Origin of the sequence: Microcystis sp. LE19-131.1A, assembly GCF_027532015.1 — a bacterium.
In the GTDB taxonomy this organism is placed as follows: Bacteria; Cyanobacteriota; Cyanobacteriia; order Cyanobacteriales; family Microcystaceae; genus Microcystis; species Microcystis ichthyoblabe_A.
The window spans coordinates 14,378-32,084 of sequence record NZ_JAPZSS010000221.1 but is presented as its reverse complement, the minus strand read 5'-3'; the positions used below and the strand labels follow the sequence as shown (position 1 = coordinate 32,084).

The 17,707-nt window shown below is 40.8% G+C and carries 16 protein-coding genes; 4 read left to right on the top strand and 12 right to left on the bottom strand.

Annotated features, from left to right (window positions below; all coding sequences use genetic code 11):
* Positions 1-58: 58 nt before the first annotated feature.
* Positions 59-244 carry a hypothetical protein gene (locus O9323_RS16290; RefSeq protein ID WP_288125432.1) on the top strand — a complete coding sequence of 62 codons (186 nt, stop codon included), beginning with the start codon at positions 59-61 and terminating at the stop codon, positions 242-244.
* On the opposite strand, the gene O9323_RS16285 is transcribed toward O9323_RS16290, so the two are convergent.
* The 5 genes from O9323_RS16285 to O9323_RS16265 all read right to left on the bottom strand — a co-directional run bounded on the left by O9323_RS16285 (position 241) and on the right by O9323_RS16265 (position 5,274).
* A complete protein-coding gene (locus O9323_RS16285) occupies positions 241-447 on the bottom strand; it encodes a hypothetical protein (protein WP_002755416.1) in 207 nt (68 codons plus the stop codon). The two genes, O9323_RS16290 and O9323_RS16285, sit on opposite strands and share 4 nt — an antisense overlap.
* Positions 419-1,006 carry a Panacea domain-containing protein gene (locus O9323_RS16280; RefSeq protein WP_002744910.1) on the bottom strand — a complete coding sequence of 196 codons (588 nt, stop codon included), beginning with the start codon at positions 1,004-1,006 and terminating at the stop codon, positions 419-421. Before O9323_RS16280 ends, O9323_RS16285 begins: the two co-directional genes overlap by 29 nt.
* Positions 1,007-1,140: 134 nt before the next feature.
* Complete coding sequence (locus tag O9323_RS16275; RefSeq protein ID WP_002755415.1) at positions 1,141-1,911, bottom strand: HAD family hydrolase; 771 nt, start codon at positions 1,909-1,911, stop codon at positions 1,141-1,143.
* 42 nt (positions 1,912-1,953) lie between these two features.
* The gene (locus O9323_RS16270; protein WP_002755414.1) at positions 1,954-3,147 is read right to left on the bottom strand and encodes a lipase family protein; all 1,194 of its coding nucleotides are present in this window, start codon (positions 3,145-3,147) and stop codon (positions 1,954-1,956) included.
* A gap of 135 nt (positions 3,148-3,282) precedes the next feature.
* Positions 3,283-5,274 (bottom strand): DUF262 domain-containing protein, encoded by a 1,992-nt coding sequence (locus O9323_RS16265; protein ID WP_002755413.1) that lies wholly within the window; start codon positions 5,272-5,274, stop codon positions 3,283-3,285.
* 178 nt (positions 5,275-5,452) lie between these two features.
* Between O9323_RS16265 and O9323_RS16260 the strand changes: the two genes are divergently transcribed.
* Entirely contained in the window at positions 5,453-6,085 is a 633-nt protein-coding gene (locus tag O9323_RS16260; protein WP_002755412.1) for a Uma2 family endonuclease, read from the top strand.
* Positions 6,086-6,133: 48 nt separating this feature from the next.
* Here the strand turns inward: O9323_RS16260 and O9323_RS16255 are convergent, their stop codons facing one another.
* Positions 6,134-7,084, bottom strand: a complete 951-nt coding sequence (locus O9323_RS16255; RefSeq protein ID WP_002755410.1) for an ABC transporter ATP-binding protein — start codon at positions 7,082-7,084, stop codon at positions 6,134-6,136.
* 263 nt (positions 7,085-7,347) lie between these two features.
* On the opposite strand from O9323_RS16255, the gene dacB reads away from it, so the two are divergent.
* A complete protein-coding gene (dacB, locus tag O9323_RS16250; RefSeq protein ID WP_002778261.1) occupies positions 7,348-8,238 on the top strand; it encodes a D-alanyl-D-alanine carboxypeptidase/D-alanyl-D-alanine endopeptidase in 891 nt (296 codons plus the stop codon).
* A gap of 145 nt (positions 8,239-8,383) precedes the next feature.
* Here dacB and O9323_RS16245 read toward each other — a convergent pair whose 3' ends face one another.
* The 6 genes from O9323_RS16245 to patD form a co-directional block, all read right to left on the bottom strand.
* Entirely contained in the window at positions 8,384-8,650 is a 267-nt protein-coding gene (locus O9323_RS16245; RefSeq protein ID WP_002739044.1) for a DUF6761 family protein, read from the bottom strand.
* A gap of 381 nt (positions 8,651-9,031) precedes the next feature.
* Positions 9,032-9,997 (bottom strand): M48 family metallopeptidase, encoded by a 966-nt coding sequence (locus tag O9323_RS16240; protein WP_288125431.1) that lies wholly within the window; start codon positions 9,995-9,997, stop codon positions 9,032-9,034.
* 231 nt (positions 9,998-10,228) lie between these two features.
* Positions 10,229-12,364: a glycosyltransferase gene (locus tag O9323_RS16235; RefSeq protein ID WP_288125430.1), complete on the bottom strand. Its 2,136-nt coding sequence runs from the start codon at positions 12,362-12,364 to the stop codon at positions 10,229-10,231.
* The gene (locus O9323_RS16230) at positions 12,358-12,603 is read right to left on the bottom strand and encodes a hypothetical protein (RefSeq protein WP_002778265.1); all 246 of its coding nucleotides are present in this window, start codon (positions 12,601-12,603) and stop codon (positions 12,358-12,360) included. The genes O9323_RS16235 and O9323_RS16230 overlap by 7 nt, the downstream gene beginning before the upstream one ends.
* Before the next feature lie 55 nt (positions 12,604-12,658).
* On the bottom strand, positions 12,659-14,284 hold the full coding sequence (locus tag O9323_RS16225; protein ID WP_149107511.1) for a dipeptide ABC transporter ATP-binding protein: 1,626 nt from the start codon (positions 14,282-14,284) through the stop codon (positions 12,659-12,661).
* A gap of 285 nt (positions 14,285-14,569) precedes the next feature.
* Entirely contained in the window at positions 14,570-14,926 is a 357-nt protein-coding gene (gene patD, locus O9323_RS16220) for a heterocyst frequency control protein PatD (protein ID WP_004267970.1), read from the bottom strand.
* Positions 14,927-15,151: 225 nt separating this feature from the next.
* Between patD and O9323_RS16215 the strand changes: the two genes are divergently transcribed.
* Complete coding sequence (locus tag O9323_RS16215; RefSeq protein ID WP_002792819.1) at positions 15,152-17,449, top strand: RelA/SpoT family protein; 2,298 nt, start codon at positions 15,152-15,154, stop codon at positions 17,447-17,449.
* The last annotated feature ends 258 nt before the right edge of the window (positions 17,450-17,707 follow it).

Here is a 17,707-nt window from a genome sequence, read left to right as displayed (position 1 = left end):
CTACCTTTTCACCGATAGGTTATTGTCCGAATGCTTCGCCCCTACAGGACGCGGGCCGATGAAGACGCAAGGTTTTGAACGACGATTCTCTCAAAATCTTGCACCTGTGGGAGCGAGAAAAGCCCCAAAACCTTTACTTTGTCTACATTTCAAATTTATTCAGCAAACCCAAATTAGCCGCTATCGGTTGAAGGATTACATCAAAGGACAAAGAGCGATATCGCTTGCCCTATCTACCTTCTAGCTCGCTTGTCCCCCTCTCAGGGATTTAAACACATCGGGAATGGTTAAAAATCGGGAGTTATGGGGATATTGGTCATCGATTAAATCCTCTAAAGTTTTGGCAATAAGTTCAACAAAGCTATTTTTGTGAACTTTTGCCAGTTTTTTGAAAGAGCGCTCGAAGTTGTCAGAAGATTCAATCGAGAAGGGAATTGAGCCAGTCATGCACTTCTCCTTTCCCAATAGGATGAGAAGATTCCGTCGCCAATGCTTCCTTCAAAACTTCAGACATGGCTGCTTTGTAGGCCGGATGTTCCTGTTCTATCAAATCAAGCTTTTGATAACCTAATGCTTTCATATCATCAAGGAGAATTGGCTCTGTGGAACTTTCTTCTGGTGGCAGACCTTTACGAGCCTTTTTCCAGGGAAATTCTGCGTGAGTCATATCACTCAACCTATAGGCGTGGTAGTTACCGAAATATTGCCAAATTTCTTCTAAAAGTTCTTTTTTCTCCGATGGCAGCCCAGACAAGGATTCTTGGCGAGGAATTGGTAATTGTTTAGCCTCAAAATCACTGTAGAACTTATAAGCAGCAGGACAAACCGGACCGTAACGCCATGCTTGAATTTCCTCCTTAAACAATGGTTCATCGTATAGGGCCAAATGCAAGCTCTGTGCATAATATAAAAGCTTTTGGACTTTCATATTAGTCATTTCAGCGTCTATACCATCCTCGTAAGCTCTGATAATAAAGTAGCGAGCCACAGTCAGGCAGTCAATCATAGCTCCACAAAATTTTTGGAATATCGACCTATGACCATTGTAGAAGAAATTGACAATTAGTACAAGTGTATAAAGAAAGCTTAACAATGCTCATGGGGTAATGGGGGAAGTTTTAATATTCCTCGTCACTGACTCTACCAGTGGGTAAAGTCTGCCGCAAATTGAGATAGGGATAACAGTTTAATGCGGGTATCTTGAGCAACTTTTTGGCGCATTTGAGCCGTATTATATCCCCAATCGGCTAAATATAAGCCCACATCCTTTAAATCTGCTTGTTGCTCCACTAATTCCAACGCATCGAGACGATCCTCGACAAACCACAAATTAGCGGGAGATTCGGGTAAATTAGCCAGTATTTGCTGAATAGTCAGGTATTTTGGCTGTTTAATTTCCTTGCCAATTAATCTCGCTGCGGGAAAATTAATTGCTACTTTTTGTAACAATTGCTTGACAAAACGACTTTCTTTTGTAGTGATAATATAAACCAAAAAATCCGAGTCTAAAAGAGAGTCCAGGCGATCGATCGCGGGTTGATAAAATCGGTGTAAAGTTAACCAAGACTCTAGATCCGACTCAATCCATTGATCCCTAAGACCATCGAGAGCATTTGAGAGAACTTTTTTCGCTATTTTCTCCCTTTCTAGCAGATTTTGCCGAATTAACGGCCAATTATTTAAAGCTTCCTCGTCGGGAATATCGAGAACGAGCGATCGCAACAGTAAAGGCATTTCCCAACCGGTTTCGATAACGGGACGAAGTTGCGAAAACCTCGGGAAAAAATCCTCGGGAATTATTTCCGGCCAAAGGGTTTCATAGGTGCGTTTGCTAATCTGAAAATACTCGATCATGCCATCACAAAGAACACCATCAAAATCGAGTGCTAGAATACGGGGGGATTGATTCATAAATGCTGGTTTAATCTCAATAATGGCAGTATAGCGCAGCTATTAGCTATTCTTTGCTTCATCGTTGACATAACATAGCTGTCTGATGATTTCGGTGACAGAATTTTTCAGTCCCTCTACATGAATCCAACCCACATATACAGCATATACAATATTTTGATGATTGTCCTGTATATAAACATGATGCACACGATATAAATCTGAGCTTAAATAAATATAACCACTGGCATCTTTGAATTTACCTTCTAGTAATATTTTTTCTTTTAAAGGTTTCATTTTTACCACATCTTTAGTCACCCCAGATATTTTGGCTATTCTTTCTATGGCAAGAGCAACACAAGTGTTATGACTGTAACTATTACCATGATTATAATCCTGCTGATTAAAATAAATTGTCTCTACGATATTTTTAGCCACTTTATCTGATGCTAGGTAATAGGTATGAGCATTAAGGGAATTTAAGACAACGGCAGCAATTTCTACAGAATCAAAAATATTGCTGGTCGCTTCTAGATAATAATCGCTTATCAAAATCTTGGATACATCGTTTATAGAATCAAAAAGAGGACGAATTGGATAAGCAATAATATCGGAGGAATTGATCAGATTATTCCAGCGCAAACGCTGGCCTTGATGCTGGCTAATAAATTTTTCAATTTGATTGGTATCAATGCCTAAAGTTAAATTTAAAAATGGGATCGGTGAACCCATTGTTGTTACACTAGATAGGGAAACTTTGCCCCGTTCTTTACCGATAAGATCACGAATTTCATGAGCGGAATCTTTAGGATCAAAACGCTCAGAAAATAACAGATCCCAAAGGATTACAGTACCCAAAGAATGGGCGACTATATGTAATTCGGTTTCCTGGGGATAAGCTTGAACAAGATCGATTAATTGGTCGGCAATAATGCGGCGAATTTGTTTTCCTCGATCGCTGCCTAAATAGCTAAATGCGTCACCGATAAAATAAGATAAATACTCTTTTCTAAAATTTTGATAGCGAAAGGATTGCTCGGGGTTAAAATTACTATTTTTCTGTTTTTGTGTCTGTAATTCTTGGTCTATATCTCGCCATAATTTTTCGGTTCCTTTGAGAACATTTCCCCAAAATCCTGCATAACAGTAGGGAATAATCTGATTTTTGCGTTTACATTCTTCTTCAATTAGTTTAATTAATTTATTGGCATAACTAGCGTCTCTTGTGGCCACTCCATGAATAAAGTAAATCAGCATAATAGATTTATCTCAATAAGCGGTGATCGGAATCTCTCTTAATATACCCTTCTAGCTTCAGAAAAATATCAGGATGGAGCGAGATATAGTAATATATAATTAATTAATGCGATTTGTCAAGAGATGGTGGAGTGATTATTTAGGTTCTCTCTCGACTGACCAATCCTCTGAGGATAATCCCATAGTTTCTACTACTTTTACACAAAAATAGTAGATATCTTTGGCCGAGAAATTAGTTTCTACTATAAAAACATTATTTTCAAGTTTTTGAGGTCGGCGAAATTTTGTATCATCTTTCGATAAAAAGCGAGGAAACTCTAGCACAATCTCTTGAAACTTTTCAGGGTCTAGATCGTAGAGAGTATTCAGAGTACAAATTAGTACATCTTTCCAAGTTTTAACTGTTTGTTGTTTACCACGAATAATTAGTTTTTTGGGTTTTGTATCCTTGACAGATGCAGTTTCATTGACCGGCAGCGAATCATCGCCAAAATAACTCCAAATTTTTATAACACGGTCGGACAAATATTCAGCACGTTGTTCGATATCTTCTTTTTGCCATGAGTTAATACTATCAAAGTATTTATTGATTTCGAGATGGCTTTTATGGAGTTCTTCTTTCTTGTGAGAAAAATCTTTATCCGCCAGTTCTCCATTATAAGCCGTCAGGGTTAAATTACCTAAAGTATGCACAAGAAGTTGATGGGTAATATCTGCATCTGTTCCTAAATAATCCCTCCACTTATCATTTAATTTTTGCGGCATAATATGTTCAATAGTCAGGCGAGAATCACTTAAATCTACAGTTTCTCGATGACCAAAAGATTCTTCGATCGCACCGAGAATAATTTTCGCTTTTTCGCTGCGATTTCCTCCGTATAGTTTGATGGTTATTAACTTTTCTTTAAAATCATTATCTTTTGGGTAGTCTTTCTTTTGAAGAGAGATTTTTAATCTTTTAATAAAAGGTTCAGAGTTTAAAGCAGCATCTTTCTGAACTTGGGAATATAGTAAAGCAAAAGTTTTATTAAGTCCGCGGGTCTGAATACCACAAACAAAACGACGGACAAGAAAGTTTTCAAGGGTTTTTAAAACCTCTATAAAGTCCTTTTCAGATAATTTGCTATTTCCCCAGTCATCATAACAATTTAAAAGAAATGTATAGATAGTAGAGACCTCTAGACCTTGGAAAGAATCGAGATATTTACGAATGCCAGAATTATTTTCCAGCTTGGGAGTGATTAGTTTGGCATAATACATGGAAAATGTATATAAGTCCTCTATATAGAGAGCGGGATTATTATCAGCTAGTTTATTTTTAAAGGCAGAATAAATTTCGTTATTTCTAATTTCTGCCCCACTTTTTGACAAATAGTGACGGATAAATTCTGTTAAATTATCTCCTAATTTTTCCTGCATCGGCAGCCAGTATCTATCATATAGTGTCTGTTGCTCCTCTTGACGAACGTTCATAAATAAATGATTACGAATTAAATCGGCCTCAGTTAAAGGCTGCCCCGTGGCATTCAAACTTTCAAATACTAGGTAGGGATCGTCGTCATTACCAAGAGTTATATTGACCAAAGATAAGTGATTACAGATAACTTCTGTTAGTTTAGCTAACGAATATGATTGTTCATTAATCTTTCTTTTAAAAAAGAAATAACACTGGGATATGGTATTTTCTTTGTCGATGATTTTGCCACGGATTACAGACTGAAAATATTCTAGGTCTAACTGAGTAGGTTGAATTTTAAAGTAATCAGAACCTTTTTTAAAGGGATTAACAAGAAATGTTTTGTCAATTTCTGCGCTTAAATCCTGTTCTTGTTGGTCTTTCGCTACGTCTCGCAAAGCAGCAAAGAGCAGAAAAATAGTCGTTAAACGTTGCTGTCCATCAATTAGCAGATATTTATTGACCACGCCGGAGTTAGGCGAAACTTGAGTTTTAACTATCGAACCCATAAAATGGGGACGAGGGTTTTCTTGACCGTATAAATAGCTTATGTCATCCCATAAATCTTCCCAATCTTTCTTTTTCCAACTATAAGTGCGCTGAAATAGTGGAATTATATATTGTGTGTTGCCTTGAATAATTTCTTGAAGAGTAACTACCGATGCTTGCATAGGGGCTAGTATAGGAAGATTGACTATTATTCCTAGTATTTATCACTCTAACACAGCAATTTGGCACTGTCTAGGATCCTGGCGGTTGGTTACGCATTGCTAACCCAGCCGACAAATTGCTATATAATACAAATGCCCGCTATTATAGAATTATATTTTTCCCTTTTAACTTAGTCTTATGGTTTCGCAACTAGATAAAACTAACGTCACTGAAATTATCTACCCCGATAGCGATAGTCAACCCATGGCCGATAATACCCTACAATTTCGTTGGATTACGACAATTAAAACTAATTTAGACTGGCTATTTCGCGAGCAGTCTGATGTCTTTGTTGCGGGGGATTTACTTTGGTATCCCGTGGAAAATGATAATAAACTGCGTCAAGCGCCAGATATCATGGTGGTTTTTGGAAGACCAAAAGGGGAAAGAGGTTCCTATCGACAATGGCTAGAAAATAACATTAGTCCCCAGGTGGTTTTTGAAATCCTCTCTCCGGGTAACACCCTCACGGAAATGGCCAAAAAACAGCTATTTTATGACCGTTATGGGGTCGAGGAGTATTATCTTTATGATCCCCATAAAAATGATGCCAGTGGTTGGATAAGAGGGGAAAATCAGCTAGAAATTCTGGAAACTCTCGATAATTGGGTTAGTCCCCGTTTAGGTATTCGTTTTCAGTTGGGGGAACCAGAAATGTTGCTTTTTTATCCCGATGGACAAGCTTTCACCAGCTATAACGAGGAAAAACAACGAGCGGAAAGATTAGCCAATAAACTGCGGGAATTGGGCATTAATCCTGACCAAATCTGAGAGGATGTTTCTTGGCTACTATTAAAAACGGATTTGCTCTGAGAGTGCCTATTGACTAGAGGTAATACCGCGCTGACGTAATTGGTCGATAAAAAATTCTTCTAGGGAAGCACGAGCTAAATTAAGACTGATCAAGCGAACATCCATACTAGACAGGGCAGCCAGAAAAGCATCGGGTTCTCCCTGTAGTTGTCCGTGCCAAAAATTATCGCGCCAATGTAAACCGAGTATCCATTGCTCTAGTTGATCCTCCCTACCACCTTGAACAATCACCTGATAGACATCAGCACGACCGAGAATTTGGTCGAGGGAACCGACACAGAGTAATTCTCCCCGGGCCAACAGGGCAATGCGATCGCAAATTTGTTCCACATCGGAGAGAATATGAGAGTTAAAAAAGATGGTTTTCCCCTGTTGTTTGAGGGATTGAATAATTTCTCGCACCTGATAGCGACCGATAGGGTCCAGTCCCGACATCGGTTCATCGAGAAAGACTAATTCTGGATCATTGATTAATGCTTGAGCTATACCGATCCGTTGCATCATACCCTTAGAATATTGACGCAATTGCTTTTTCTGGGCAGTTTTGCGGTCTAATCCCACTAAATCCAATAATTCAGGAATGCGTTTTTTCTGCACAGAAGAGGGAATCTTAAAAATGCTGGCGATTAATTGCAGGAATTCCCAGCCGGTGAGATAGTCGTAGTAGTAGGCATTTTCAGGAAGATAGCCGATGCGTTGCCTGACCGAGCGATCGCCAATTGGCTGACCGAGAATCAAGGCCCGTCCAGAAGTGGGTCGGACAATCCCCAAAAGGGTTTTTAAGAGTGTGGTTTTGCCGGCCCCGTTCGGGCCTAATAATCCAAAGGTTTCGCCCTCATGGACAATTAAAGTACAGTTTTTCAAGGATTCGATTTTCTTATTTAACCAGAATCCCGTCCGATAAGTTTTTTGTAAGTTTAACGTCTCTAGCACCGTTTGACGGCTGGTATTCGTCATTGTTTTGGAATCATCTCTCCGACACTTTGCCTTTATTATCCCCAAATTGTCAGCAGTAATGTCAACGGTATCAAAATAGCCCAGTTTTGGAACCCAGAAAAATTCCAACTGGTGTTGAGAAGCGGTATCAGTGCAGTTCTGGGCTATTGCCAGCTTTCTTCTCTGGCATTGGTGTGCATTAGCGGCTAAAATCTGTTAGACAGATAACGTTGACACTTGAGCGGCAACTGGTACAATAGTGCGAACGCTTACACAAACACAGCATGAAACAACTCCTCAATTGCCTCAATTCCCTGACAGTGGCCAGTGTAGCCACTATCGCCTTGGCTTACCCCAGCATCGCTCAAGTTAATCTGTCTGTTTATCCCGCTCCTTCCTCGTCGAACGAATCCATCGAATTATACGTTCCCCCGCCAGAAAACAATAACACCAATAATAATACCTGTACTCAATTGATTGGGGCAAATATCGATAAAATTATCAGTCAAGCTCCCAATCAGTGGGGTATATTAATCGAATCTATCGATCGCCAAACGGTTATTTATAGTCATAACGCCGATCGCTATTTTATCCCTGCTTCTAATACAAAGTTATTTACCACGGCTGCCGCTTTACAAGCGATGAACCCGGAAACGACAATTCAAAAAAAATCCCTGCGCGATTGGGTGAATATCACTAATCAGAGAAGTAATAATTTCTACGCTGACACTCTTTTTCGCTTTATCGGCGGTTCTAAAAGTGTTACTGCCATCTTGGCACAATTGGGCATCGATCCCAGTGGTTTTCGTTTAGCTGATGGTTCGGGATTATCCCGCCGTAATAATGCTACTCCCCGCTCGATCGTGGAAATTTTGCGGGTGATGTATTATTCTCCTAATCGCGATACTTTCTATGCTTCCTTACCGGTAGCGGGAATTAGTGGCACCCTGAGAAACCGAATGCGTCAGACGGCCGCTACTGGCACAGTTTACGCTAAAACTGGCACTCTCACCGGTGTGCGGGCCCTATCGGGTTATCTAGAAAACCCCCAGCAAGGACCGATGTTATTTAGCATTATCGTTAATAATCAACGGGTTTCCGGACAGGCTCTGGTGAAAGCGATCGATACTATTGTTCTACAGATGACCGAATCTCGTTCCTGTCAAGCTCAGTAGACATCTGCTAAAAATCCCCTGTCTCCCGACTCCTAACTCCTGAATTCTTCTCTATGCAAGAGGTCTAATCCCGGGGCGATTCTCGCGAGTCAATCCGATTTTTTTTGCGGAACTGATGGCCAAATTCCCTTAACCCGAGATGGGGTTAATAATAGCCATAATCTGCTTCAGTTTGGGTTTGGGTTTGGGGGGAGAGATATTCAAAATTAGAAGGATCTCGCAGAAAACGAAATATTTCTTCTTCGAGACGATGAATCAGATAGGGTTCTATGGAACTAGAATCGCGTAAACAGGCTAAATAGCCTTCAACGTATAGCCGGATCTCATCAAAACGCGAGCCACGGTGCCAAAGATCCACCATGTCATCGGTTAGTCTTTGATAGTAACGAATGGATTGGGTATCTTGGAGCATGGGCAGTAGAACAAAAAAAAGAGAGTGGGGGTAAGTGTTTATGGATCATCGTAGGGAGAATTGCTTCGGTCCCCGATATCTCTATTGTACCCACCAAATCGGCAAAACACAGGCGAGGGAATTTTCAGTGATCAGTAAAGGGTGTGGGGTGTGGGGTTTTACCCATTTTCAGGGAAAAAGTAGCGAAAATTTCCCCCCGACCACTGCAATGTCCAGCACTTTTTGATGGAAAAAAAGTCTAAAAGTCTTATCCAAGAAGGGTTTTAGATTTATTCAGCCAGCCCTAGTTAGTAATTTTGGTGGCTTATGGACTGCTAACCCAGCAAGAGCGACTTTTTCCGTTAATTTGGCTGATTTGGCTGAGTTATGGACTTTTATAGATTATTCGTGGTTTCTTTGTCTTTTTGCCCGTTCAATTTGTGCTTGTAGTTCTGCTATTTGTCGCTGCAATCTTTCGCTTTCGCTATCATTAGCATCAACATTAATTGAGCTTTTTACCCCTATTTGGGCATAGTTTCCCTGGCGAATTTGACGATAGGATTCCGAGTTAAACCATTGCTGTAGATACTGGATTCTTTCCACGGAAAAAGGATGAGTTAAAAAGGAACCATTCCCACCATTATAAATGATAAATTTATAAATCTGGTTTAAGTTATCTTGGTCTAATTGTCGATAGGCTTCTCCTTGGCGAATAAATTCTTCTAAGTTGCATTCATGCAGGTATTTTTGGCTTCCTCCTGCACATTTCATTAAAGTTCTCAGGACTAAATTTAAATCATCGGTAACTAATAAAGCGGCCCTGTCTGCCGATAATTCGGCTTTTCTGCGCCATTCATAAAAGGCATAAACTAGACCAGTAGTAATGGCTTTTCCTAGTCCTAAAGTGATGTCCCCAAGAAAATTAGCCGCCCCCATCACCCAAAAAGACATTTGAATCAAAATACTATGATCGCATTTTAAATGACCTAATTCGTGGGCAAGAATTACTCGAATTTCTTCTTCATCTAAGAGGTCTAAAAGAGCAGTATTAAAGACTATATAGGGATGTTCTGACCCCAAAGAATAGGCATTGGCTAAAGGGTTTTGACTGACATAAAGATTCGGTTCTGGGAACATATCCAAATCCCGCAGACATTCGCGATAGATGCCGTATAAAGTGGCGTATTGACGCGGGCCGACTTTTAGATCATTGCCCATTAATAAAATTTGTTGGGGACGTTCATAGAGATATTCGGAAAAACTTTTCGCTAATAAATCAAACCCCGGAACTGATCTTAAGGTCTGTTCAGCTTGCTGATCTAGGGGATGTTTAAAAGCTTGACTGGAGATATCAGGATAAGTTGGCATATTTTTTCAAGGAGAAAGGAGTCGTTAATCAGAAATAAACGGGTATTAATTGCCAAGTTTTTGAGTTTTTCTTGCCAAATTTTTCGAGAGAAGTGAGGGGGTTATAGTCGGGAACTACTTCTAGAAAACTCCGACTTTCTCAATAGGTTTTTAACTCTGCAAAATTGCTGATTCTAGAGTTGATTTTGGTGACATAGAATAGACCTGTGGGAGAAATGAGCTTTTTTCTTGTTAACTATCCTTAGCAATAATTCCTAGATTAGATAACAAAGCTTGTAGGTTAGTTTGCACGGTAGCGGGTTGGTATCTCTTAATAGTTTCTAGGGAATTATCAGCGAGTTTTTGCCACAATTCCCTATTATCATAGAGTTCGATCACTGCTTGGGCAAATTCCTCGGCAGTATCGGCAATTAAAACATCCTGGTGGTCAATTAATCCCATACCTTCGGCACCAATTCTTGTGGTAATAGTGGGTAATCCTAGGGAAAGACTTTGACCTATTTTACCCTTCATTCCCGCACCAAATCGCAGGGGAGCGACAAAAACACGACTCTTTTGAAAATAGGGTTCTACTTCGGGAACATAACCGGTGACAACTACTTTATCACTGGCTAATTCTTTCACTTCATCCTTGAGGTTACTTCCCAATAAATTAACGGTAATATCGGGACGGGATGCCCAAACTAAGGGCATAATTTCTAAACATAACCACTTAACTGCATCAATATTAGGAGGGTGATTGTAGCTACCAATAAATACTAAACCCGATCGCTGGTCAAAAGCAACTTTTTCTGACAGGTAAATTTCTTCATGGATATTGGGGATTACCCAAACATTTTTCACTCCTAAAGAGGATAAAACTTGCTTTTCGTCTTCCGTTACTACCACGGTTGCTTCCGCTTGATTAGCATAGTTTAACTCTAATTTCTGATAGGTTTCCCAACTCCAGCTAGTATTTTGATAACTGGGATCGAGATAGTCTTTTTGCCGTTTTAAACGCAGAAAATGCAGGTCAATTGTATCATAAATAATTGGCACTTTTGTTTTTAAGCGAATTAAGTCCATATACTTATCGCACAATTCGGGACGACACAACCAAACTCCATCGATCAGAGGTAAATATTTGATTAATTTTTCTTCTAGATTATATCTTTGCGGTGTGCCATAAATAACCTCAATTCCCAGCTGTTGTAGGACGGAAGTATAGGGTTGTTCAGGATAGCCATTATCGGGAAAGAAAATCACTGAATAGCCTAAATTGAGCAGTAGCTTAAGAATATTTAATAAACGCACACAGCCGGATTCTCGATCGTATAGTGGAACGTAGGAGTCAATGACTAAAATTGTCGGTTTTCCTTGTAAACGTCGGGCAGCTTTCGGTACATTATTAGCATCGTTATCCAGGTGTTTAGTTAATACCTTTGACCATTTTTCTCGAAACTTAGTTTGATTAATAACTTGATATTGTTTGATCCCACTGGAAAGGTCTGTTCCCGAGGTGATTCCTTCGTAGTGAATGACGTTAGATTGGGGTTGATAGAGGACTTGATAACCCAATTCTCGGATGGCAAAACATAAGTCTGTATCTTCGTAATATGCGGGGATAAAGTCTTGAGAAAAACCACCTAATTGCTTAAATAATTCCGTAGGAACTAATAAACTGGCCCCCGAACAATAGTCCACGGGACGCACATAATTATATTCTGGTTCATCGGGACTATCTAAGCGTCCATAATTCCAACCATCGGCAGAATTCCAGATAATTCCCCCCGCTTCTTGTTGTTTACTATTAGCATAAATTAACTTAGAACCCACCGCACCAACTTGGGGATTATTGACAATTAATTTTAATAAACTTTCTAGACAATTTTCCAGAATACGAGTGTCGTTATTGAGAAAATATAGGTATTGACCTTTTGCTTGACTAGCTCCATAATTACAGGAACGAATAAAACCAGAGTTCTCTGCATTAGTTAATACTTTAATTCCTTTAACTAAAGTGGCTAATTGTTCTAAGGTGTCATCAGTGGAAGCATCATTAACAATGATTATTTCATAAGCTAAATCAGAACTTAAGTTAACACTCAAGGATTCCAAACAGTTAAAGGTGTAGGCAAATTGGTTATAAGCAGGAATAATAATCGAGACTAAAGGATCATCACTACTGGCAATTTCTAGGGGTCGGGGTTCAGCTAGTTTAGCACTTTCGATCACCTGTTCTTCAAATTCAGAGGAACTCTTTCCTGTGAGAATTTTGATAATTTTTCGTTTCGTCTTTTTCAGTGCTGGTTTCCATCCTTCCTCCTGGAGACTAAAGACAAATTTTTTCAGCAGTTTTTTAACTTTGAAAATAATCATTATTACCATAAATACTCCTCTGGAGAAAACCAATCTTGTGCTAAATTTAAATCTCTTTCTGCTCTAACAATAGCTCCTTCCTTTAATTGTTGCTTGAGGTAGTTTCTCTGTGGTTCCATAATATATAATTTAATCGCTTCATTAATTAAATTATTATATTCTTTTTCAGGATAATCACTACTCACCAACCATCGATCGAGAAGTTGCATGGTATCTTCAGGGAGAGTTATCTGAAGTTGTCTGGCCATTTTGTCTTTCCTAACCATATCTAGACAATAACAATTATAAACCCCTAGAGCGATTTTAGTTGCTGTCGGGATAAATTCTCGGGGCTGCGGCGATTAATTTTTGGGTGTAGGGGTGTTGGGGATGGCTAAAAATCTGTTCAGTGTCACCCATTTCAACTATTTTACCCGCAGTCATCACCGCAATTCGATCGCAGAGGAATCTCGCTAACCAAAGATCATGAGTTATAAATAAATAAGTTAGATTAAATAACTTTTGTAACTCTAACATTAACTCTAAAACCTGTGTCTGAACACTAGCATCGAGCATACTAACCGGTTCATCACAAATAACTAATTCTGGACGAGTAATTAAAGCGCGAGCAATGGCTACCCTTTGCTGTTGTCCCCCCGATAACTCTCTAGGATAGCGTCGATAAAATTCCTCTACCGGTGTCAAACCGACTCGATCTAACATTTCCAAAACCTGTTTTTTAGCCGTTTCTAGATTAACTTTTTGATGGATAAAAAGCGGATCAGCGATACTTTCTCCCACAGTCATTAAAGGATTGAGACAAGCGAGGGGATCCTGAAAAATCATCTGCATTAAGCGTCGTTTGGGACGCATTTTTTCCCCCGACAAAGGGGTTAAGTCTTCTCCTAAAAATTCCACTTTTCCCCCGGTGGGTTTAATTAACTGTAATAGGGTTCGCGATAGGGTACTTTTCCCACACCCCGACTCCCCAACTAAACCGAATATTTCCCCTCGATACAGTTCAAAATTGACTTCATCCACCGCTTTAATAAATTTCTTTTCTTTTTTGAAAAAACCATCTAAAAAGTTACCTTCTAGGGTATAATACTGTTTTAAATTATCCACCTTTAACACCGTTTCTTTACCTTGAATTGCTGTTGATTTTTCCTCCCGTAACTGTAGGTGTAAAGCGGCGGCTAAAAGAGAACGAGTGTAGGGGTGTTGAGGTGTATTAAAAACTGTTTTTACCGCTCCCGATTCGACAATTTTGCCCCCCTTCATCACCGCTAATTGATCGCAATATTCTCCCACCAGCGCTAAATCATGGGAAATTAACAATAATCCCATCTGTTCCTCGCTACATAAACGCTTTAATTCCCGCAGAATTTCCGCCGAAACCGTCACATCTAAACTGGTGGTGGGTTCATCGGCAATAATTAACTTAGGGTTTAATAATAAAGCTAAAGCAATGGCCACTCTTTGCCGCATTCCTCCGCTAAATTCGTGAGGATATTGGGACCAACGATTAGCGGGAATTTTTACTTTTTCTAGGACAGTACAAGCTTGACTTTTAGCTTGACGATAGGTTAAATTTCGTCGATGAGCTTGCAAAGTTTCCACACAATGATCGCCAATAGTCATCAGCGGATCCAGTCGCGTCATCGGATCTTGAAAGACTAATCCCACCGCTTCCCCGCGAAACTTTTCCAACTGTTTGCTAGATAAAGATAAAAGCGATCGCCCTTCAAAGGTAATCTCACCTTCCACGTGAGTGCGATTAGGTAATAACCTTAAAATAGCCTTACCGATGGTCGATTTTCCACAACCAGATTCACCCACTAATCCCAGAGTTTCCCCTTTGCCTATACTCAAAGATACCCCATCGATCGCCCAAGAGGGAGAACTTAATTCGGTCGGGTAGGCAATTTTTAGGTCTTTGATTTCCAACATGACGTGATCGGTAACGATAAAAGTTAGGACTTAAGTAAGTAGTTATAATTAAATCGAAGATAGATTTTGCCTCTGATCCCCCCTTAGTCCCCCCTTGATAAGGGGGGTGCCGATCCCCCCTGCCCCCCTTGATAAGGGGGGTGCCGATCCCCCCTGCCCCCCTTGATAAGGGGGGTGCCGATAGGCGGGGGGATCCCCCTTGATAAGGGGGGCATCTGATAATTTTTAACGCCTACCTACTTAGGGTCAAGTATGCCACACAAACGGCGATCGAGCATTTAATCACTAATCGACAACTGCCCCTAACAAAACCTGACAATACCCCTTTAAAGTCGCCACTCGCTCGCTAATTATCTGTAAACGTTTCTCCCGTCCTTGCCGCGCTGAGGCCAAAAATAACCAGTCCGTCTCCAGCAATCGCCACGATCGATATAGTTCCGTCTGGACTGTGCGCCAACGATTAGCCACTTCGGGGCTGAAATTGTCATCATTTAGTGACAATATCTCCCCTTCTAGACAGGTTTGTAAAGCTTGAAAAGATTGTAACCCCGTGGAAGCATCCCCATCCAGAAGGGCAAGACTGAAATCCTCCAGTTTTCTTAACAAAGATTTGTAGGCTTGATGGTAATTTGTCGGTAGCATCCAATACAAAGCGCGTTAGAATTTGTTACATAAGATTAACGATTTGCCGTCACGGTTGCAAGTCCTCTCTCCTCCCAACCAGAGACAAAAACTTAAAAGAATCGCATCCTTTTCGCCGATCGATCCGATGCCAGTGTTAGAGAGTTAAGTAATCTGGCATCCCTTCGGCCTAATAATTTTCTAGTTATCCGTCTCCACCACCCCTATTATCCCCCCGATCCAACCATGAACGCCATCACTGCCACCCAACCAGAAACCCTCACCGCCCTTCCCCGGGCCACGAAACCGAAAAAAGCGTTAGTTTTACCCGATTGGCTGCAAGAATGCCTAATTACCTACGAAAACGACCCCCAGAATCCCGATAGCGATTTAATCTGTCGGGCCTTTAATTTCGCCTACAAACTCCACGAGGGCCAGTATCGCAAATCCGGGGAACCCTATATCGCCCATCCCATAGCTGTAGCGGGATTACTGCGGGATCTGGGGGGTGATGGGGCCATGATCGCGGCGGGATTCCTTCACGATGTGGTGGAAGATACGGAAGTCACCCCCGAAGAAATCGAGGCTAGATTCGGTGTTGAGGTGCGTAATTTGGTGGAAGCGGTGACAAAACTCTCCAAATTCAACTTTTCTAGCAAAACTGAACGGCAAGCGGAGAATTTTCGCCGAATGTTCCTGGCGATGGCTCAAGATATCCGCGTCATCGTGGTCAAATTAGCCGATCGCCTGCACAATATGCAAACCCTCGAACACCTCAACCCGCAACAGCAGCAACGCATCGCCCTCGAAACTAGAGAAATCTTTGCTCCTCTGGCTAACCGTTTAGGGATTGGGCGATTTAAATGGGAATTAGAGGATTTATGCTTTAAATACCTCGAACCCGATGCTTATCGCACCGTACAGTTATTGGTATCGGAAAAACGTATCGATCGAGAGTCCCGCATCGAAACAGTTGTTAACACATTGCGGGAAAAATTGCAAGAAATTGGCATAAAAGTTCTTGATTTACAGGGTCGCCCCAAACATCTCTACGGCATCTATCATAAAATGCACAATCAGGGTAAAGAATTCGAGCAGATTTATGATATTGCCGCCGTCCGCATTATCGTCGAAACTAAAGAGGAATGTTATCGTTGTTTAGCCGTAGTTCACGACCAATTTACTCCGATTCCCAACCGTTTTAAAGACTATATCGGTTTACCAAAAGCTAACCGTTATCAATCTCTCCATACCACCGTTGTTGGTTTAAATGCCCGTCCCCTAGAAGTGCAGATTCGCACCCTAGAAATGCACCATGTTGCTGAATACGGGATTGCAGCCCATTGGAAGTATAAAGAAACCGGTTCTAGTCAAACAACTTTAACCGCCGCGGATGAAAAATTCGCTTGGCTGCGTAATCTGCTCGACTGGCAAAAAGACCTTAAAGATGGCCAAGAATACATGGATGGCCTCAAAAATAATTTCTTTGAAGAAGATATCTATGTTTTCACCCCCAAAGGTGATGTGGTGGCTCTGGCCCAAGGTGCAACACCGGTAGATTTTGCCTATCATATTCATAGCGAAGTAGGTAATCAGATGAAAGGGGCAAGAATTAATGGTAAATGGTCAGTTCTTGATGCTCCCTTGCAAAATGGTGATCTGGTGGAAATTCTCACCAGCAAAAATAGTCACCCTAGTTTAGATTGGTTAAATTTTGTCGTTACTCCTAGCGCCAGAAATCGCATCCGGCAATGGTACAAAAAATCGCGCCGAGAAGAAAATATTAGCCGAGGTCGTGATTTATTAGAGAAAGAATTGGGGAAAACTGGCTTCGATGCCCTGCTGAAATCAGAACGAATGCAATCGGTGGCTAAACAGTGCAATTATGTGGCAGTAGATGATTTATTGGCGGCTTTGGGTTACGGCGAAGTTACCCTAAAAAATGTGGTTAATCGTCTGCAAGAAACAGTTAAAAATCAACAGGAAATTTTAACGGTCAAAAATCCGCCCGATGTCCTGACTGATTCCCAATTGATTCTACCACCTTCTCCCGTTCAAAGGGCTTTACCCGTCAGTAAATCACCGATCGCCGGTGTGGAGGGATTAGTCTATCGTTTGGCCGGTTGTTGTTGTCCTTTACCCGGAGAAAATATTACTGGTATAGTTGCCCATGCGGGGGAAGGTATTGTTATTCACCGTCAGGGCTGCTCGAATGTGGAAAAAGCCGAAGCTGAACGCTTAATTCCTGTTAGTTGGAACCCTATAGATGACCAGGGACGTTATCAAACTTATCCAGTAAATATTCAGATTGAAGTGATCGATCGCGTCGGGGTTTTAAAAGATATTCTCTCTCGTTTAAGTGACCAAAATATTAACGTTCGCAATGCCGGAGTTAAGACTAATTTCGGTAAACCCGCTTTAATTTCCCTGAAAATTGAAGTAAAAGACCTGCAACAATTTGAACGCTGTGTTACTCAAATTAAGCTGATGAGCGATGTTTTAAACGTTCGTCGCATCAGTCAGGTGAAAAGCGATCGAGAGTAAGTTAAACCTAAAATTTCTGCTAATATCCCCCAAACTTCAGAGCGCCTTAGCTGTTGAAGTGCGATGCTGACACTGACTAAAACCACGAGGGCAATATCTGCACTTTTTGTCACCGAACAGCGTAGGATCGATAATTAATCTGAGCGCAAAAATCCCTATGTTATTACCCCTACTCTCAGTCATCAGTTTTCTGATTAGTTTTCTGGTGGTTGCCCTGATTAAACAACGTTTTAGCCCAGGGCAGAATTAGGGGTGTTA